General features: G+C 63.9%; 18 protein-coding genes. 3 read left to right on the plus strand and 15 right to left on the minus strand.

Annotation, left to right across the window (positions count from 1 at the left end; all coding sequences use genetic code 11):
- Positions 1–2 precede the first annotated feature (2 nt).
- Both O9281_RS08230 and O9281_RS08235 read right to left on the minus strand, forming a co-directional pair.
- Positions 3–611, minus strand: a complete 609-nt coding sequence (locus tag O9281_RS08230) for a DUF1826 domain-containing protein (RefSeq protein WP_298184490.1) — start codon at positions 609–611, stop codon at positions 3–5.
- A gap of 1 nt (position 612) precedes the next feature.
- The gene (locus O9281_RS08235; RefSeq protein ID WP_298184491.1) at positions 613–2,781 is read right to left on the minus strand and encodes a TonB-dependent siderophore receptor; all 2,169 of its coding nucleotides are present in this window, start codon (positions 2,779–2,781) and stop codon (positions 613–615) included.
- 138 nt (positions 2,782–2,919) lie between these two features.
- On the opposite strand from O9281_RS08235, the gene O9281_RS08240 reads away from it, so the two are divergent.
- From O9281_RS08240 to O9281_RS08250, 3 genes are read left to right on the plus strand one after another with little or no spacing between them, the layout of a single operon-like run.
- Positions 2,920–3,651, plus strand: coding sequence for an ABC transporter ATP-binding protein (locus O9281_RS08240; RefSeq protein ID WP_298184492.1), 732 nt, complete (start codon positions 2,920–2,922; stop codon positions 3,649–3,651).
- Complete coding sequence (locus tag O9281_RS08245; RefSeq protein ID WP_298184493.1) at positions 3,648–5,093, plus strand: DUF3526 domain-containing protein; 1,446 nt, start codon at positions 3,648–3,650, stop codon at positions 5,091–5,093. The genes O9281_RS08240 and O9281_RS08245 overlap by 4 nt, the downstream gene beginning before the upstream one ends.
- Positions 5,090–6,340, plus strand: a complete 1,251-nt coding sequence (locus tag O9281_RS08250; RefSeq protein WP_298184494.1) for a DUF3526 domain-containing protein — start codon at positions 5,090–5,092, stop codon at positions 6,338–6,340. Before O9281_RS08245 ends, O9281_RS08250 begins: the two co-directional genes overlap by 4 nt.
- Before the next feature lie 529 nt (positions 6,341–6,869).
- Here O9281_RS08250 and O9281_RS08255 read toward each other — a convergent pair.
- The 13 genes from O9281_RS08255 to catC form a co-directional block, all read right to left on the minus strand.
- A complete protein-coding gene (locus tag O9281_RS08255) occupies positions 6,870–7,619 on the minus strand; it encodes an SDR family oxidoreductase (protein ID WP_298184496.1) in 750 nt (249 codons plus the stop codon).
- Positions 7,616–8,107 carry an aromatic-ring-hydroxylating dioxygenase subunit beta gene (locus O9281_RS08260; protein WP_298184497.1) on the minus strand — a complete coding sequence of 164 codons (492 nt, stop codon included), beginning with the start codon at positions 8,105–8,107 and terminating at the stop codon, positions 7,616–7,618. Before O9281_RS08260 ends, O9281_RS08255 begins: the two co-directional genes overlap by 4 nt.
- A complete protein-coding gene (locus tag O9281_RS08265) occupies positions 8,104–9,336 on the minus strand; it encodes an aromatic ring-hydroxylating dioxygenase subunit alpha (RefSeq protein WP_298184498.1) in 1,233 nt (410 codons plus the stop codon). Before O9281_RS08265 ends, O9281_RS08260 begins: the two co-directional genes overlap by 4 nt.
- Complete coding sequence (locus O9281_RS08270; protein WP_298184499.1) at positions 9,333–9,860, minus strand: nuclear transport factor 2 family protein; 528 nt, start codon at positions 9,858–9,860, stop codon at positions 9,333–9,335. Before O9281_RS08270 ends, O9281_RS08265 begins: the two co-directional genes overlap by 4 nt.
- Entirely contained in the window at positions 9,857–10,213 is a 357-nt protein-coding gene (locus O9281_RS08275) for a hypothetical protein (protein WP_176399674.1), read from the minus strand. The genes O9281_RS08270 and O9281_RS08275 overlap by 4 nt, the downstream gene beginning before the upstream one ends.
- A 13-nt stretch (positions 10,214–10,226) precedes the next feature.
- The gene (locus O9281_RS08280) at positions 10,227–11,366 is read right to left on the minus strand and encodes an acyl-CoA dehydrogenase family protein (protein ID WP_298184500.1); all 1,140 of its coding nucleotides are present in this window, start codon (positions 11,364–11,366) and stop codon (positions 10,227–10,229) included.
- Complete coding sequence (locus O9281_RS08285; protein WP_298184501.1) at positions 11,366–12,502, minus strand: amidase; 1,137 nt, start codon at positions 12,500–12,502, stop codon at positions 11,366–11,368. The genes O9281_RS08280 and O9281_RS08285 overlap by 1 nt, the downstream gene beginning before the upstream one ends.
- An 81-nt stretch (positions 12,503–12,583) precedes the next feature.
- Positions 12,584–13,864: an MFS transporter gene (locus O9281_RS08290; RefSeq protein WP_298184502.1), complete on the minus strand. Its 1,281-nt coding sequence runs from the start codon at positions 13,862–13,864 to the stop codon at positions 12,584–12,586.
- Positions 13,858–15,018 carry a LysR substrate-binding domain-containing protein gene (locus O9281_RS08295; protein ID WP_298184503.1) on the minus strand — a complete coding sequence of 387 codons (1,161 nt, stop codon included), beginning with the start codon at positions 15,016–15,018 and terminating at the stop codon, positions 13,858–13,860. The genes O9281_RS08290 and O9281_RS08295 overlap by 7 nt, the downstream gene beginning before the upstream one ends.
- Positions 15,015–15,785 (minus strand): 3-oxoadipate enol-lactonase, encoded by a 771-nt coding sequence (pcaD, locus tag O9281_RS08300; RefSeq protein WP_363321442.1) that lies wholly within the window; start codon positions 15,783–15,785, stop codon positions 15,015–15,017. The genes O9281_RS08295 and pcaD overlap by 4 nt, the downstream gene beginning before the upstream one ends.
- Positions 15,786–15,805: 20 nt before the next feature.
- Positions 15,806–16,507, minus strand: a complete 702-nt coding sequence (locus O9281_RS08305) for a CoA transferase subunit A (protein WP_298184507.1) — start codon at positions 16,505–16,507, stop codon at positions 15,806–15,808.
- 9 nt (positions 16,508–16,516) lie between these two features.
- Positions 16,517–17,422: a dioxygenase gene (locus O9281_RS08310; protein ID WP_298184509.1), complete on the minus strand. Its 906-nt coding sequence runs from the start codon at positions 17,420–17,422 to the stop codon at positions 16,517–16,519.
- A gap of 15 nt (positions 17,423–17,437) precedes the next feature.
- The gene (gene catC / locus O9281_RS08315) at positions 17,438–17,725 is read right to left on the minus strand and encodes a muconolactone Delta-isomerase (RefSeq protein ID WP_298184511.1); all 288 of its coding nucleotides are present in this window, start codon (positions 17,723–17,725) and stop codon (positions 17,438–17,440) included.
- Positions 17,726–17,733: the final 8 nt, after the last annotated feature.

Raw genomic sequence — 17,733 nt, forward strand, 5'->3', positions numbered from 1 at the left:
GCTCAGTTCCCGCTCTGGCTAAGCTGCAGTTCGATTGCCTTGGCTTCGTCCTGGGGCGTATCGATGACGAGCACCAGCCGCGCCCCGCCGGTTCCTTCGATCGGCGGTGAGCGGTGCAGGCAGGGCGCATGCCCTTCCGCAAACAGCCTGCCCTTGAACAGCCCGATATGGCCGGTGGTCATCCGCAGCAGCTTGTCTTCGGCCTGCTCATCTCCCAGCGGCAGATAGTCCGTTCCCGGGCCGTGATAGGTGGTGATCAGGCGCAGGTCGGTATAGTCCGCATGAATCTTGCGGCAGGCATTGGTGGTGACCGCTTCAAGCCGCAGGCGGACGGCATCGACCTGCATGAACGCGGCGAAGCGTTGGGCCAGCAGCAGGATGTCGTCGCGCAAGGCCTGCGGGAGGAGGCCCAGCCCGGCAACGGCCGCTTCCGGTGCCCCGCTGGCCTTGCGCTCGAACGGGGCCCTGGCGGCCAGCCGCTCAGCGATCGGGCCCAGCTTGCCGAGCGATCGCGGTTCGATCGCCAGCGGGCAATCGGGCAAGCGCAGGGCCGTCCAGCATTCGGCCGGTCCGTCCGGGCGGACTGTTAACGGACTGTCTGGCCGAGACACTTCAGAACCGGACCCGAACCCCGGCCGAAGCCGTGCGCGGCGCACCAGGCTGAACCCACAGGCGCGAGAAGCTGTTGGTGTAATAGGTGGCGTCGAACAGGTTGTGGACCTGGCCGAACAGCTCGACATTGTCGCTCAGCGTCCAGTTCGCGAACAGCCGCGCCAGGGTATAGGCGGGAAGCTCGAACGTGGTGGCCGTTTCACCCAGGCGCTTGCCGACGTGCTGCATCCCAGCGCCCAGTCGCAGTTGCGAGCCACCAACCGTGAAGTCGCGGGACAGTTGCAGGTTGAGCGTGTGCCGGGGCACGTTGATCAGCCGGTCGCCCGAACGGATCTGCAGGGCGAAGTTGGGATCGAGCACGTTGGCCAGGGCTTCGGCATCGACATAGGCATAGGAGAACAGCAGGTCGACTTCGCCGGGCAGCTTGCCTGCGAGGTCAAACTCGATGCCCTGGCTGCCGGCCTTGCCGATCGGCAGCGAGAAACCGGGGTTGGCCGGATCGGCCGCCAGCACGTTCGACTTGCGCAGGCGGAAATAGGCGATCGTGCCGGTCAGCGCATTGTCGAACAGGCCAAACTTGGCGCCCGCTTCGAACGAGCGGCTGGTTTCGGGATCGAACAGCGCCCCGGCGGCCGTTGCCCCCAGGTTCGAGCGGAAGCCTTCGCCGTAGGTCGCGAATAGCGAGAGCGCCGGGCTGGCTTCCCAGACCACACCGACCTGCGGGCTGAACCGGTCGAAGCTGCGGCGCTGTTCGACACCGTTAGCCCGGTTGAGTCCCCGCAGCGAGAAGCTGTCATAGCGTCCGCCGAACCGCAGCTGGATCTGATCGGACAGGGTAACCTGGTCCTGCAGATAGATCCCGAAGGCCTTTTGCACATCGAGCCGGTTGGTCTGCGGCCCCGGCGTCGGCAAGGGGAAGCGGCCATAGACCGGTGCATTGATGTTGATGATGTTTGCCGCCTGGTCGGTCGGGTTGCTGGCATTGGTCGCCGGGCGGAATCGCAGGAACAGCTGGCTGTTCTCGAACTGGTCGAAATCGGCGCCGAACAGGACGCGGTGGCGCATGCCGCCAAGCTCGAAATCGCCGGCCAGTTCGCCCCGCAGGACATAGTGATCGGCATCGTAGGCCCGATAGCGGCGCTGGCGCGACAGCGACTGGCCATCGACAAACAGCTTCTGGCGCGATCCTGCGAGTTCCGCTTCGGTCGAGAAGCCCGCCAGGCTGGTCTGGCGATAGTTGCCGCCCAGCAGGAGGTTCCAGCTGTCGCTGAAGCTGTGCTGGAGCTGCAGCTGATGACCGGTTGCATCGGCTTCGATCGGGCCATCGCCTGGTTCGCCCAGGAAGCGGCTGCGCGGGATCTGCCCCAGCTGGCCGTTGATCGCCACCACGCCGCGGTCAAACGGCACCTTCTGGCGGGTCAGCTCAAGGTCATAAGTGAGGGTCGTATCGTCGCCCAACCTGATCCCCAACGAAGGCAGGAAGCCGAAACGCTCGGTCTCGATCGTATCGCGGAAACTGTCAGCATTCTCGAAGTAGCCGATCAGCCGGACCGCGAACGCCTCACCCACCGCAAGATTGAGGTCGGCATCGGCGCGCACCGCATCGAAGCTGCCATAGCTCGCCGAAAGGGCACCCATGGTTTCGCCGAACCGCGCCTGCTTGGTGACGATGTTGACCGTGCCGCCGGACTCGCCCCGGCCGAACAGCGCGGCATTGGGTCCCTTGAGGATCTCGATCCGTTCGATCCCGGCAACATCGCGCGGGCCACCGAACCCGCGCCCGCCGTTGAAGCCGTTGACCAGGTAGCCGCTGGGCAGGTTCTCGTCGCCGGCAAAGCCGCGCACCGCATAGGCGTCCCACAGCCCGCCGAAGTTGTTCTGTCGCGCCACCCCGGCATTGAGATCAAGCGCGTCGGTCAGGCGCAGGATGTTGTTGTCGGTGAGGGTCTCTGCCTCGATCGTCACGATCGACTGGGGAATCTCGCGCGTTTCGAAATCGCCGCGATAGGCCTGGCGCACCCCGGCGACGACGATGCTGTCATCCCCGGCCGAGGCCTCGGCCTCCGCTTCGCCGGTGACCTCACCCGCCACTTCTGCAGCCAGCGCCGAGGGAGCCAGGACAAAGGCCCCGGCACTAAGCAGGGCGGCACGCAGGGCAGTTCGCTTCATCGGTATTCCTCGCAGGATCAAAGGGTCTTGATACGTTGTATCATTGCGCGAAGGCCTCTAACCGCTTGTTTCCCGGAGTCAATGGAATGTTATACTGTTGCATTGACAATGTCAGGGGTAGCAGGGATGAAGCGCGCCATGACCAGCCCAGATTCCGCCCAGCCGCTCATCCTTGTCGACCAGGTCAGCCTCGATCGCGGTAACCGCCGCGTGCTTGACCAGGTCTCGCTGACCGTCGCTGCGGGCGAAATCTATGCTCTGCTGGGTGGGAACGGTGCGGGCAAGTCGACCACGCTTTCGGCCTTGCTGGGGTTCCTGCGCCCGGCCAGCGGAGCGCTGGAAGTCGCCGGAATCGATCCGGTCAGCCAGCATGATCAGGCCTGCGCCCGGATTGCCTATCTGCCCGAGAACGTTGCGCTCTACGATCAGCTTACCGCCTGCGAGAACATCGCCTATTTCATGGCGCTGGCCGGTGCCGAGCCGGACCGCGCCAGCATGGACCGGGCGCTTGATGCCGCCGGTCTGCAGGTCGAGGCCCGTGACCGCCGGGTCAGCGGATTTTCCAAGGGCATGCGGCAGAAGGTGGCGATTGCCATGGCCGTGCTGCGCGATGTTCCGGTGCTGCTGCTGGATGAGCCCACCTCGGGCCTCGATCCCCGCGCAACGGCCGATTTCAACGCGCTGCTGGCCCGGCTGAAGGCGCGCGGCACGGCGATCCTGATGGTCACCCATGACCTGCTTGGCGCCGCCGATTGCGCAGACCGGATCGGCTTTCTCGCATCGGGCCGGATCGTCGAGGAGGTTCGACCGGCGGACGGGATCGACGTGCTGGCGCTGCACCACCGCTATGGCGAGGCCGCCGCGGCATGAGTACGGCCCGGCTGGTCGCGCGGAACGAATGGCGTCTGATGCAACGCAGCCGGGTGGCGCGGCTGGCCTTGTTCATGCTGTTGGCGCTGGCCACGGTGGCCACGTTCACCTCGATCGCGCACCGCAATGCCAGCGATGATCTGCGTGCCCGCTTCCAGGCCCAGGCCGACCAGGAATTCGATGGCCAGCCAGCGCGCCATCCGCACCGCATGGTCCACTATGGCCACTTCGTGTTCCGCCCGCTGCCGGCGCTGGCCGCCTTCGACCCGGGGGTGGACGCCTTTACCGGCAACACGATCTATCTGGAGGGGCACCGCCAGAACAGTGCCAACTTTGGCGATGTCCGGCAAAGTTCGCTGCTGGCCCGCTTCGGTCAGCTGACCCCGGCCTTCGTGTTGCAGGTGCTTGCTCCGCTCGTGCTGGTGTTCATCGGCTTCGGGCTGCTGGCCGGAGAGCGGCGCAGCGGCACATTGCGGGTCCTGAAGGCCCATGGGGTAACGCCGCGCGATCTCTTGCTGGGCAAGGGCTTGGCCTTGGCCGGTCTGGCCGGGTTGATGCTGCTGCCCGCGCTCGCCTCGCTGGGCTGGCTGGTCATCGCGGCCGAGGCTCCGGCGCTCCCCGCGCTGGCCCTGGCATTGGGCTATGCCGGGTACCTGGCCCTTTGGGTGCTGGGCATTGTCATTGTTTCCGCCATCGCGCGCGATCCGCGCAATGCCCTGGTCACATTGCTGGGTCTTTGGGCCCTGACCACCGTCCTCGTGCCGCGCGTTGCGCCGGATCTTGCGCTGGCCGCAGTGGCGACGCCAACCCGGCTGGAAACCGACATCGCCATTCTGCGTGACCTGCGCAAGATCGGTGACAGCCACAACCCCGACGATCCGCATTTCGCGGCCTTCAAGGCCCGCACTCTTGCGCAGTACGGCGTCAGCCGGGTGGAGGACCTGCCGGTGAATTATCGCGGCCTGCTGGCCCTCGAAGGGGAGAAGCTCACATCGCAACTGTTTGACGACTATGCCAAAAGGCAATTCGAGCAACAGCGGCGGCAAGGCGCGATCGTGTCCGGCTTTGGTCTTGCCAGCCCGGCGATTGCCTTGCGCAGCATGTCGATGGCCCTGGCCGGGACTGACCTCGACGGCCATCGCCGCTTCCTGACCCAGGCCGAGGCCTATCGCTACGATGTGGTGCAGCGCCTCAACCGGTTGCAGGCCGAAGCCGTGACCTATTCCGACGACAGCAATCGCAACAAGGATCCCGAAGCCGGGCGCCGGGTGCGGATCGACCCGGCCAACTGGAGCAAGGTGCCTGACTTTGCCTACCAGCCTGCCAGCCTGGCGGAGAAGCTTCGCTCTGCACTGCCGGGTGCGGCGGTCCTGATCCTTTGGCTGCTCGCTGCGACGTGGTTGTTGCGCCGCGCGGCCCGCCGACTGGGAGAGGCACTGTGACTGCGCTCTGGCGGCATGAGTTGCGGATCTTTCTGCGCCAGCGGATCGCGCTGCCGGCCTTGCTGCTGATGCTGGCGCTTTCCGCGGCCAGCGTCTGGGCCGGTCTGGCCGAAGTCAGCCGGCAGAACGCGGTGATCGAGCGGATCCAGCCGCAGCAGGCGGAAGATCACGCGGCGGTGGCCGGCCATGCCCTGCGCGATCGCGATCCCGGAAATGCGGCATACTATACCTTCTACGCCACCTGGGACCGTCCATCGTCGCTTGCTTTCGCGGCCCTTGGGCAGCGCGATGTTGCCCCATACCTGCTGCGGGTCCGCGCGCTGGCGCTGGAAAGCCAGATCCACGAGAGCGAAAACTACAACGCCGAACTGGCCCTGCCGGGGCGGTTCGATTGGGCCTTCGTCCTGACTTTCCTGGCCCCGCTGATCCTGATCGTCCTGCTGCACGACCTGTTCTCGGCGGAGCGGGAGGCCGGTCGGCTGCGCTTGCTGCGGGTCATGGCGCATGATCGGCGCGGGTGGTGGCTGCGGCGGATCGCACTGCGCGCGGGCCTGCTGCTGGCCGCGCTGATCGTCCCGGTGGTGATCGGCGGGTTGATCGGCGGTGCGGGCCTGGCGATCCTGGGACTGGTCGGCATTGCCGCCCTGTACATCGGTTTCTGGGTGCTGCTGTGCCTGCTCGTCAGCCGGTTCAAGCTGGGCTCGATTGCCAACGCGGCGACCCTCGCGGCGACCTGGTTGGTCCTTACCCTGGTCTTGCCGGCGCTGGCCTTGCTCCTGATCAACGCGGCCGTCCCGGTCCGCCAGGGTGTGGAACTGACCCTGGCCCAGCGCGAGGCGGTCCACGGTGGGTGGGACAAGACGAAGCAGGAGACCCTGCAGGCCTTCCTCAACCATTACCCGCAGTACCGCGACACCAGGCCCGTCGAAGGCGGATTCCACTGGAAATGGTATTATGCGTTCCAGCACCTTGGCGATCTCAGCGTGGCCGAACAGGCCGCAGCCTATCGGAGCGGCCTTGAGGCCCGCGACGCGTGGACCCGCCGGCTGGCGATCGTGCTGCCCCCGCTGGCCACGCAAGTAACGATTCACCGCCTGGCCGAAACTGATCTAGCGGCCCAACTCGCCTATCAGGACCGCATCCGGACTTACCACCGGCAGCTGCGCGAGTTCTACTACCCCTACATCTTCGACGAACGCCCATTCGGGCCGGAGGAGTTCAAGGCTGCGCCCCGCTGGTCGGAGTGAGGCCAGCAGGGCAAGGTGAGCGATCCTCCGCGGCATGCCTCGCGACCCGCAGGATCGGTCGTTCCGGGGTGATCATTCCTGGTCGGTAGCCTTGGATTTGTCGGTCTATTCGCAACTGGTCTCCGATTGGCGGAGCTGAGGCTTTGAGCGCGATGGTCTATGTTACGAGATTCCGCCACTCGGCAGAGGCAGCCGAGCGGCGAAGCTTGAAAGCCCGTTGGTCGACGAGGTGGCGGGGCGAGGCATGGCCTCATCCTAACGCATAACCACCCTCCGGCCGCGCAGTTGACTTGAGAAGACCGGTGCTGGGCCGGTGGCGGAGACGGAGGGATTCGATTACTAGGTCTAATCGATTGTTCCAGAGATCTTCTTGGCAACATTGGCGCACTAAGTGCCCCCTTGCGCGCCCCCGGATCCATCTGATGTAACGAAGCAGCCCAGCAGGAAATGAACTGTCTCGGCAAATATCGTAGGCTGCGCCTTCCTGATCATGCAGCACTAGTCCAATTCGACCAAATCAATGCTGAAATTACCGCATGAAGAGACCGCCATTCACATCGTAGGTCGAACCTGTTGCAGACACGGCCCCTGGATGAGCAAGCAAGGCAACAAGCTTTGCAATGTAGTCGGGGTCGCCCAGGGTGCCGACTGGCACTGTCTTGACCACCGCCGCAAGTTTATCGGCTGGAAGCAGCTGGCGAACCGAATCGAGATCGAGTGGTCCCGGCGATATCGCGTTTACGGTGACCCCGTGCGCCGCAAGATCGCGCGCGAAGACTTTGGTCAGGGTGATGATCCCGCCCTTTGCCGCGGCATAGTGCGCGCCGGTAGCGGCCCCACCGTTTTGCCCGGCCAGCGAGGCCATGTTGATGATCCGGCCATAGCCGGCATCGCGCATCCGCTTGCCTGCTGCCTGACAGCCGATAAAGGTGCCCTTCAGCGCAACGGCGGTCACCGCGTCGAACTCCTCGGGCGAGATCTCGAAGAGCGGCGTGGTGCGCGTGAGGGCAGCGTTGTTGACCAGCACGCCGATCCCGCCCCATCGCTCGTCGATCTGGTCAAGCGCACGCTCAAAGTCCGCTGGCCGGGTGACATCGAGCTGACAGGTGATCATGTCGGGGTGCGCCAGCTCCTGCGCAGCCGCGGCCAATGCGGCCGCATCGACATCGCTCATTGCGACACGGAAGCCTTCGGCCAGCAGGCGGCGGCAGATCACCTTGCCAAGTCCGCCAGTCCCGCCGGTGACCAGGGTGACATTATGATGGGCTGGCACCGTCATGGTAGGAACGTGATTCCGGCGAGTGCGTCACCGCCGTTGAGCAACCGCACCACCTTTCGCACAATCCGAAAGCTCTCGCCCTCGCGTCGCAACACCCATTCGACATTGGCGACATAAGTCCGGTGGCGATCGAACTTGTACTCAATCAGCTGCTGGGCGCTCCGCACCTGCAATTCGCCCTGCTCGGTATGCCCGAGCAGACGGAAGCGCGAGACAGAGCGCAGAGTGCGAGCGGCATGGGCGGCCGACATCGATTCCCCACTTGTCAGGCGGCGCACGCGCATGCTGCGCATGGCGGCATCGTCATAGGCGTAGTTGAGCGTGTCCTCAAAATTGGTCTCGTCGGGGTTGACCGGAACGACATACTTGCCCTCGGGCACCCATAGCGCCAGCCAGGCGGCATAGTCGCGGGTGTCGAGCAGGTCGGCTTCGAGCGCAATGAACTCGGCGGCGAGCGCCAGATCGCGAGTGGCAACAAGCGTGCTCATGCGGTCATCATCCTCTTCCACATCTGATAGGCCGCGCGCATCCCGGTTTCGGCGGTAACGTCGCCAGCATTGCTCTCGGTCTTGTCCTCGCCGCGATTGAGCATGATCCAGACCGAATCCTCGCCCGCTTGCGAACCGCGTTGAACCCGTTCCCAGGCCTCGGCATCGTCGGGCGTGCCAAAGCCCATCGGCCCCTGAAAATGCTCATGCAGCCGCAGCCGCGCACGGTTGGCGGCAGCTGGCCCACCGTCCATCCCGATCGCGATGTGCCGGACCTCGGTCTCTTCGACCGAGAGTGGCCGCAGCACGCGGAAGAAGGCCATCGAACAGGCCAGATTCGGGAACAGGTTGACGTTGAAACCCGATCCCGTGACCGCGCGCACAATTCGCCGGACTTCGTCCTCGCTGTGCTCGGCGCGAAGTTCATCGGCCAGTTCGGCAAAGCGTTCGGGGATCGGCTCGTCCAGGTTTTCCTCAAGATCGACCAGTTCGGGGATCATCACCATGACCGAGTGGCCATTACCCAGATCTTCGACATAGCCGCCCGCGTCCATGAACGAGAACAACTCGCCAGTGTCGCCATCGAGGCTGGAGAGGAAGCTCTTGTGCACGATCGGGAAGTGGTAGGCATCAGTGGTGTTTTCGAGCTGGATCTTCCAGTTTCCAGGGAAGGTGAACTTGTGCTCGCCCAGCACCTTCACTGGATAACCGCCGCCTTGCTTGAGGAACAGGTCGATCCACGGACGAGCCCGACCGAGGAATTCTTCAAGCGGGGGGGCATCCTGATTGAAAGTCGCGAAGATCAAGCCGCGATAGCTCTCGGCCCGTAGGTTGACCAAGGTGTAGTCGCCTTTGTCGAAGTCCTTGTAGCCCTTGGGCAAGGGTAGCCCTTTGAGCGTACCATCGGTGCCGTAGGTCCAGGCGTGATAGGGACAGACAAAGCCCGGGGCATTGCCCTTCTTGGCCTCGCAGATTGTCGCCCCGCGGTGGCGGCAGCGATTGAGCATGACGCGGACCGTGCCCGCCTTGTCGCGATTGACGATAACTGGCTGACGCCCGACATGGGTCGTGATCCAGTCGTTCTTGTTCGGCAGTTCGCTGTCGTGCGCGACCCACACCCAGGTCGTGTTGAAGATCCGGTCGATCTCATCCTCGAAGATCGCGGGATCAGTGTAAAGCGCGGTGTGAACACGGTCGTCCTTGACCAGTGCCGAATAGTCGCGGGTCATGCTGGGGGGTCCGTCTGACTGGGTTGGGGAACGGGTATCTCGGCCACGTCGCTCCATCGCTCGACACGGCGTGAAAACAGGTTGAGCGTGCGGAAATGGCTTATCCGCCAGATTCCGCCGTCATTCTGGCATTGGATTGTCAGGTGCGCGCTGCGCAGATCCGCGCGGCCATCGTTATAGTCGCTGGTCTGCAGCATCATCCATTCGCCAGTGCCTTCGGCTCCGTGAAGGCTGATGTTCTCGGCGGTCAGGAAGTGCGCGGTCATCGCGAAGTGGGGCTTGGGCAGGCAATAGGAGCGGATCATCTCCACAATGGCCTCGCGCCCGTCATAGCGTCCGAAAGCCTTGGCGTAGCGTCCCTTGCCCTCCCATATCGCATTCGGGGTGAACAGTTCGCCCAGCTCGGCAAACGGCGTGTCCGGCCCCAGATCGTCGCAGATCCGGAAATAGCGCGCGACCAGCTGGCGGATTGCCCGCTCGCCTTCCAGCGCCTCGACGCGTGCAAGGAGCGCCGCATCGCTCATTCGGGCATGACCAGTTCGCGGCCGAGCCGCGCCTCGACCCGCATGTACTTCCACAGGCGGTATTCGCCTACCGTGGTCGTGCGAAACAGGTTGCAGACCTCAACCGCCTTGTCGCGACTATCGACATCAGCAAGGATGTAGAAGGTCCAGGGCCAGCCATTGGGCGAGGTGCCGACCATGGTCTCGTCATCGTCCATCGTGCCGATTACTTCGACGCCGTCCATCTCGCGGATGGTGCGGATCATCCCGCCGGTGGCCTTTAGCACACCCATGATCTCGCTGCTCGGCAGGTCGAAAAAGCCTTGCAGCACAGCACCGCAAAACAGCGCCTTGATTTTCTTGGTCTCGGTCATGTTCTCATTCCTCTCATGGGTAGCCCGGCGGCGTGTTCAGCCCGAGCAGCGCCGCGCCGCCCGATTGCCAGGTACCGTCGTTCATGAAGGCATGCTGCGCCACGACCAGCGCGTCCATCAGCAGACGCGAGAGTGGGTGCGCATTGAAAATACCAGTCGTGCCCGACATCTCGAACGCCCGGCGGGTGACATCGGCGCCGGTCTTGGCGATATGCGTGGACACAAGCCGCAGTCGCGCGGCATCGAGCTTGGTTATCTCTACGCCGCTGGCAGCCAAGGCCCAGACCCGTTCGGTCTCCTCGTAGAACCAGGCCCGCGCAGAGCAGAGCTGGGCTTCCATCTGGGCCAGCGCGATCTGCACGCCGGGCCGCTCCGCCATCAACGGAGCACCGGTGATCGACTGTTTGGTCCCCATGCGGATCAGTTCGTCGATTGCCTCGCGCGCAACGCCAGCGCCGACAATGGCCAGAACCTGCGCGGCCATGGCCATGGTTGGGTAACGATAGGCGGGTGTATCGATCGACGGCGGGGCCCCACGGATCAGGGTGTAATGTTCGGGAACCAGCACATCATCGACAACCAGATCGTGGCTGCCGGTGGCAAACATGCCCATGACGTCCCAGTTTTCCTCGATCTTGACCTTGTCGCGCGGCATCACTGCCATTCGGGGCAGGCCGCCGCCTTCTCCTTCGGTCTTGATGCCGACCCCGATCAGCGAGGCCCCCATCGAACCTGAGCCGAAACCCCAGCGACCCTTGACCCGATATCCACCGCTTTCGGCGATGGCAGTCTGCGGCGGGAACACTGCACCGGCAAATACCACGTCGGGACTCTCGCCGTAGATCTCTGCCAAAGTGTTCGCCGGCAATGACGAGAGGTACTTGGTGGCAAAGCCAAAGCTTGCCACCCAGCCGGCCGATCCGTCTGCGGCCGAGATCGTCTCGATCAGCCGAAGAAAGGTCGCGGCATCCATTCCGCCGCCGCCGAACTGCTCGGGAACGAATGCGCGATAGATCCCCAGCGCCTGAAACTGTGCGACCAGGTCCTGCGGGATATGCCCTAGCTTGTGGAGTTCACGGCGGCGCTGGCGGATCTCGGCCAGCATCGGCGCGATCGCGAAGGGCTCGGCCGATCTCGATTGAGCAACGTCCATTACGCTTCTCCTTTGCTGAAAATCGGCACTTGCCGCGCAAGCGCGCAGAGCTTCTCATCCTCTCCGCGTCGCCCGACCAGCTGCAGGGAAACGGGTCGGCCATCGACCTCGCCGACCGGCAAGGCAATCGCGGGATGGCCCGAGAGATTGAACGGTCGGCAGGCCAAGGTGATCGGCTTGGGCGCAGCAGTGCTGGCGATTTCCAGCAGGCTGGGTACGGAATGGGTCATGGCCGGCAGCGCAATCGCGTCGAAAATTTCAAGCAGAGTGTCGACCGCAGCAGCGAATGACTGGCGCACCGCTTCGGCGTCGGCGAGCTGCGCGTCCGTGATCTTGGCTGACATCAGCAGGCGGTCATGCACATCGCGACCGACCAGCCCGGTTTCGGTCAAATGACCGCAGGCATTCCAGGTTTCACGGCCGATGATGGTCAGGCCAGCATCCGAGGCCTGATTGAAAAGGGGGAGATCGATATCCACGAGCGAGAAGCATGCGGCCGCCTGGGCGCGGACGTGGGCCAGGATCGCGGCTTCGCCGTCCGGCGAAAACCATGCCGCGCGGGGCTCGGTCGGACTGGCCGCGACTGGGTTCCAATCAGGAGCAATGATCGCCATCGCGCGTTCGATCGCGGCAACATCGCGCGCAAAGGGTCCGACACAATCAAGGCTGCTCACCGCCGGATGAGCGCCCTTGCGGCTGACCCGGCCAAAGCTGGGTTTGAGCCCCACGACCGCGCAGCAAGTAGCCGGAACCCGGATCGAGCCGCCGGTATCGGTGCCGATCGCGAAATCGACCAGTCCCGCAGCTACGGCCACAGCCGAGCCGCTGGACGAGCCGCCGGGCATAAGCTGCGGATAGCGGGGATTGATGGGCGTTCCGGTCCAGCTGTTGAGCCCGGTTACCCCGTAGGCCAGCTCGTGCATGTTGGCGCGCCCGGCGATGGCGCAGCCCGCCGCAGTCAGGCGTCTGACAACTTCGGCGTCCTCAATGGCGGGTTCTGCCCCGGCGAGCGCCCGCGATCCGCTGGTGGTCACCTCGCCCGCCATGTCGAGGCAATCCTTGACCGCGACAGGCACCTTTCCTGGGCTAGGCGGAAAGGCGCGCACAAGAATCGCGGTGTGGGACATGGCGGTCATGGCACTTTCATATAACCGAAGCGCAGAATGCGATTGTTCGATCTTGGCTAGGGCCTATGCGCCGCCAATTTTCGGCGGATGCTAATGCCGCTCCCAGCGGCGCAGCCGCAGCATCAGCATTGCGGCCACAAGATATGGCATGGCCATGGCAGTAAATAGGGCTGCAACAGACCAGCCGGCTGCCAGCAGCCCACCCGCCAGCCATGGACCCAGCACCGAACCCAGCCGGCCCACACCAATCGCAATCCCGGTTGCGCTGGCCCTGATCGCGGTCGGGAACAGGCCGGGGATCATGGCGTAGATCCCGATCTGGGTGGCATTGATCGCCAGTCCGAGCAGGAAAGCCATCGGCAGCAAGATCGCACCGTCGGGCGGAAGGCGTCCGAAGACCAGCGTCAAGGCAGCAGAGGCTACAGTCACCACAGCCACAATCGGAATCAGCGAACGCCGGTAGGACAGCCAGCCCAGCGCCAGTGCCGCGATGATCCCGCCCGAAGTCAGCAAAGCGCCCGCTGAAACCGCTGTTCCTTCGCCTGTTCCGGCATCGGCCAGGATCTTGGGAATCCAGCTGGTCAGGAAATAGAAGGTCATGACGCAGGCAAAGAAGCTCGCCGCGATCAAGGCCAGCGGTGTCCGAACTTTGATCAACGCCGCGGTGCGCGCCGACTTGGCGGGGCCAGGCGATGCCGGGCACCTTGCTTCATCGGCAATCTCGCCCAACCGCGCCAGCAGCGCAGTATGTTCAGCCTCTCGCTCCGGTTGGCTGGCCAGAAACGCCAGCGATTCAGGCATGCCGAGAAAGACCGCGGGAAACAGCGCCAGTGTCAACAGGGCTCCGGCCAGAAACACCGCCGGCCAGCCGAACTGGGCCAACAGCCAAACCGCCAGAAATCCGCCAGCCGAAGCGCCAATCGCAAAGCCCGCCTGCATCAGAGCGACCGCCATGGCCCGTGAGCGCGGCGCTGCATATTCGGCGACCATGGTGTTGATGCAAGGCAGGATTGCTCCGATGGCCAGGCCGGTCACCACCCGCGCAGCACCAAGCGCTACCAGCCCGGCCGACAAAGCCGCCGCGCACATCGACAGGGTGGCAATTGCCAGGCAAGCCAAAATGACCGGGCGCCGGCCATAGCGATCGGCCAGCGGTGCGATCAGGAGTGATCCGGCCATCATCCCGCCCAGTCCCAGGCTGAATAACAAACCCAGCCGCTCGGGCGAGAGCACCCAGGCTTTCCCGACAGCCGGCGCGGTATAGGCCATGGCGAGAATGTCGAAGCCATCGAGCATGTTGATGCAGATACACAGCGCAATCACCCGCAATTGCAGCGCCGACATGCCCGTGCGCTGAAACATTCTCAGCATGGTTGCAGTGCACCGAAATAAGCGCTGCAGGCGGCGGTGAAGGCCGCTGCCTCTTGCGTTAACGGGCTATCCTTGGGGCGGGCCAAGGCGATCGAAATGGGCGCATGGTTGCCGGACAAGGGCCGTACTACCAACTGCTTGCCATCATAGCTCAGGTCGCCCGCAGGCCGGGTTACCAGCACGGAATAGCCCAGGCCGTTGGCCACCAGACTGCGCACCAGTTCGATGGAAGAGGGGCGCATCACCACATTGGGTTCAAGCCCACAGTCGCCGAACATACCGGTCACATAGTCACGGCTGAGTGGTTGATCGAGCAGGATGAGCGGATCGGCGGCAAGTTGGTTCAGGCTCAGCGTTTCTGATTGTGCCTGCGGGTCATCGGCCGCGAACAGCGCATAGGGCTGCTGGAGCGTGAGGAGCTCGACTTCCAGCGTTGGGGGTACGGCACGATCATAGAGAAGGCCCAGCGCCGCGGTTCCTGTTTCGACGAAATGGGCGACCTGCGCCTGGTCGCCTTCGATCACCTCGATCTGCAGTTCGGGATGGGCCTCGCGCAGACGGACCAGCAGACCCGGCAGATGCACGGCAGCAAAACTAGAAAGGCAGGCGACGCACAGGCTTTGCCCCGCCGCTTCGCCGCGCTGGTTCGGGGCAGGTGGCAAGCGGAATGCCGCCGAATAGGACCGGTTGGCATAGACCAGTGCCCGGCCCTGTTCAGCCAAATGAACCTGCTGCACTTCACCGAACAACACATGATGCTGCCCGACGACGCGGTCTTCCACAAGCCGACAGTCGAAGCTGGCCAGCGCGCCGCGTAAAACCGGAGATCCAGTCGCGCCGCGCTCCCATCTGGCACAGAGGAATTTGTCCTCCCCCTTGTCGCCATAGCGTCCGGCGAATGTATCCGAGACGAAGGCCTGATCGTCCCGCAGGATGTTCACTGTGAAAACCCCGTTGGCGATGATCGGCGCGGCACCGGAGCTGTTGTCGTTGACGCAGACCAGCAGGACAGGTTTGTCGGTATCCGCCGACACCGACGACATGGCCGAAACTGTAACCCCGGCGCGCCCGGCTGGACCATCGGTGGCAACGACATTCACTGTCGCGGCAACGAAGCTCATGCCATCGAGAAAGTCCTGCCGCAGTTGGGTCATCGCCGCTCCAGAAAATCGCGCAGCGTGCGATTGAAAAGCGCGGCCTGTTCGACATTGCTGAGGTGCGCGGCCTCAAGCGAGACCAGCCTGGCGTCAGGTATCGCCGAGACCAGAAATTCGGCGTGTTCGGGCGGTGTCGCTGGATCCTGGTTTCCAGCAATAACCAAGCTAGGTACAGCAATCAGCGGCGCGGTGGGGCGCAGGTCCATGTCGCGAATGGCAGCGCTGCATCCGGCATAGCCCTGCGGCGCGGTTGAAAGCAGCATAGCCGCTACCCTGCTAACATCGGTGGGGCATGCCGCGCGGAACCCGGCGGTGAACCAGCGTTCAAGCACCGGGGCGACCATCGCTTCCATGCCCTTGTCCAGCACTGCCGCGATCCGATCTGCCCAGCCCGACGGCGGGCCCATATAGGCCGAGGTGTTGGCCAGGGTCAGGCTAAGCAGGCGCTCGGGCGCGCGGTATCCCAGCCACTGCCCGGTCATGCCGCCCAGCGACACCCCGGCAAAATGTGCTCGCTCAATTTCCAGTGCGTCTATCAGACCAAGAACATCGCGCCCCAGTCGGTCCAGCGAATAGCTGCCCTCCGGCACGTCCGATCCGCCATGTCCGCGCGGATCATAGCGCAGGATCGAATAGCGATCAGACAGCGCCGCGACCTGGGCATCGAACAGCGCCATCGACGTACCAAGCGAGGGTGAGAGGACCAGCACCGGTGCGCCAGCGCGCGGCTGATAATCGCAGGCGATGCGGCAGCCGTCATCCATAGCGATGTGGTGCGGTTTGCTCATTCGCGCGGCCTCGTGGTCAGCTTCTCGATGCGTTTCTCGTTGATCGTACTTTTAACGATCCGGTCAACATAAATACCCGGGATATGGATCGCGTCGGGATCGAGCGTGCCCGGCTCGACGATCTCCTCGGCCTCGACCACGGTGATCTTGCCGGCGGTCGCCATCGGCGCGTTGAAATTGCGCGCGGTTTTGCGGAACATCAGGTTTCCGGCCGTGTCCGCCCGCCAGGCTTTGACCAGCGACAGGTCCGCGCGCAGCCAGGTTTCGCGGACATAGTCCTCACCCTCGAATGCTTCCACAGGCTTACCTTCGGCTACGACGGTGCCGACGCCGGTCTTGGTGTAGAACGCCGGAATTCCAGCCCCTCCGGCGCGGATTCGTTCAGCCAGCGTGCCCTGGGGATTGAGCTCAAGCTCAAGCTCGCCCGAGAGGTACTGCTGCTCGAACAACTTGTTATCGCCGACATAGGAGCTGATCATCTTGGCGATCTGCCGGGTCTGGAGCAGCATCCACAGCCCGAACCCATCCGCCCCGGCATTGTTCGAGATGACCGTCAGGCCCGCCACCCCGCTTGCCTTGATTTCGGGGATCAGGCTTTCAGGGTTACCGGAAAGCCCGAAGCCGCCCGACATGATCGTCATGCCGTCAAACAGGATGCCTTCGAGCGCTGCGGCTGGAGAAGGATAGACCTTTTGCACGCGCCGGCCTCAGGCTTCGGTGCGCGGGCGCGCCGAGAACGCCTGATCGGCATCGGATCGCGCCTGCTGTAGCTCGAAATCGAACACGATTGCGGGATTGCCACCGCTGCGGTCCGGAACCGGCAAAAGCCCCTCGCGCGTGCCGAACGCGAAGTCATCGTGCGCGTGGGGGTCATCGCCGAAGTTGATCTGGGTGGTCAGCGTCCGATAACCGGGCGCTTCGATAAAGAAGTGGACGTGGGCAGGGCGATCACCATGCCGGCCGAGTGCCTTCATCAGCCGGTCCGTGGCGCCACCCGGAGGACAGCTGTAGCCGCGCGGCATTTTCGAGCTGAAGGCAAAGCGGCCGTCCGCGCCGAGCTTGATCCGCCGCCGGTTGTTGAACGCGCTCTGCTCTCCGGTCGGATCGAAGTGCGAGTAGAACCCTTTCGAGTTGGCGTGCCAGACGTGCAGCACCGCATCCTTAACCGCTTCGCCACCGGGGCCGGTGATCCGGCCCGACATGGTCAGCGTTTCGGTGTCATCGGGGTCATTGGTAAGGTTGACGTCGTTGGTCTTCGTCAGGTCGCCATCGACTAGCGGAGCGCCTGCCACGTAGAGCGGACCTTCAATGGTGCGCGGCGTTCCGCCACTGATCCCGGCTTCGGCATCCTTGGCGTCCATATGCAGATCGATGAAGTGTTCGATCCCTACACCCGGCGCGATCAGGCCGAATTCGCCGGCGCCTTCCTGCAGGAACATCAGCGCCTGCCAGAATTCGCCCTCGCTGATGTCGTACTTTTCGATAGCCATCATGATCGCTTCGAGCAGATCGCGGGTGATCGCTTTCAGACGCGGATCACCGCCCGCTTCGGTCAGGCCGCTGGCGCGATCGAGCAGGGATTGGACGGTTGCTGATTTGACAATATCGGTCATCGTGACGCTCCTGGGTCAATCGTCTTGGTTGATGTCGGATGGGTGGCGGCAAAGCGCCGTTACCTTCACGGTCATGAAGGGATAGAGCGGCAGGCTCATCATGATGTCGTGAAGCTCGCCCGCGCTCTCGACATCGAAAATGCTGACATTGGCGTAGCGCCCGGCAACCCGCCAGATATGCGGCCACTTGCCGGCGCGCTGTAGCTCGTGCGAGCGTGCCTTTTCGCGCGCCTTCATGTCATCGAACACCGTCTTGTCGATGTCCCAGGGAACATCGAGGTCCATTTCCACCATGAACAACATCGCAAATT

The organism is Novosphingobium sp. (assembly GCF_027531025.1).
GTDB lineage: Bacteria > Pseudomonadota > Alphaproteobacteria > Sphingomonadales > Sphingomonadaceae > Novosphingobium.

Bases quoted from the DNA above. Each gene is read 5' to 3' on its own strand.
- O9281_RS08235 (WP_298184491.1), bottom strand. From the start codon at position 2,781: ATGAAGCGAACTGCCCTGCGTGCCGCCCTGCTTAGTGCCGGGGCCTTT.
- O9281_RS08240 (WP_298184492.1), top strand. From the start codon at position 2,920: ATGACCAGCCCAGATTCCGCCCAGCCGCTCATCCTTGTCGACCAGGTC.
- O9281_RS08245 (WP_298184493.1), top strand. From the start codon at position 3,648: ATGAGTACGGCCCGGCTGGTCGCGCGGAACGAATGGCGTCTGATGCAA.
- O9281_RS08255 (WP_298184496.1), bottom strand. From the start codon at position 7,619: ATGACGGTGCCAGCCCATCATAATGTCACCCTGGTCACCGGCGGGACT.
- O9281_RS08260 (WP_298184497.1), bottom strand. From the start codon at position 8,107: ATGAGCACGCTTGTTGCCACTCGCGATCTGGCGCTCGCCGCCGAGTTC.
- O9281_RS08265 (WP_298184498.1), bottom strand. From the start codon at position 9,336: ATGACCCGCGACTATTCGGCACTGGTCAAGGACGACCGTGTTCACACC.
- O9281_RS08270 (WP_298184499.1), bottom strand. From the start codon at position 9,860: ATGAGCGATGCGGCGCTCCTTGCACGCGTCGAGGCGCTGGAAGGCGAG.
- O9281_RS08275 (WP_176399674.1), bottom strand. From the start codon at position 10,213: ATGACCGAGACCAAGAAAATCAAGGCGCTGTTTTGCGGTGCTGTGCTG.
- O9281_RS08280 (WP_298184500.1), bottom strand. From the start codon at position 11,366: ATGGACGTTGCTCAATCGAGATCGGCCGAGCCCTTCGCGATCGCGCCG.
- O9281_RS08285 (WP_298184501.1), bottom strand. From the start codon at position 12,502: ATGACCGCCATGTCCCACACCGCGATTCTTGTGCGCGCCTTTCCGCCT.
- O9281_RS08290 (WP_298184502.1), bottom strand. From the start codon at position 13,864: ATGCTGAGAATGTTTCAGCGCACGGGCATGTCGGCGCTGCAATTGCGG.
- O9281_RS08295 (WP_298184503.1), bottom strand. From the start codon at position 15,018: ATGACCCAACTGCGGCAGGACTTTCTCGATGGCATGAGCTTCGTTGCC.
- pcaD (WP_363321442.1), bottom strand. From the start codon at position 15,785: ATGGATGACGGCTGCCGCATCGCCTGCGATTATCAGCCGCGCGCTGGC.
- O9281_RS08310 (WP_298184509.1), bottom strand. From the start codon at position 17,422: ATGACCGATATTGTCAAATCAGCAACCGTCCAATCCCTGCTCGATCGC.
- catC (WP_298184511.1), bottom strand. From the start codon at position 17,725: ATGTTGTTCATGGTGGAAATGGACCTCGATGTTCCCTGGGACATCGAC.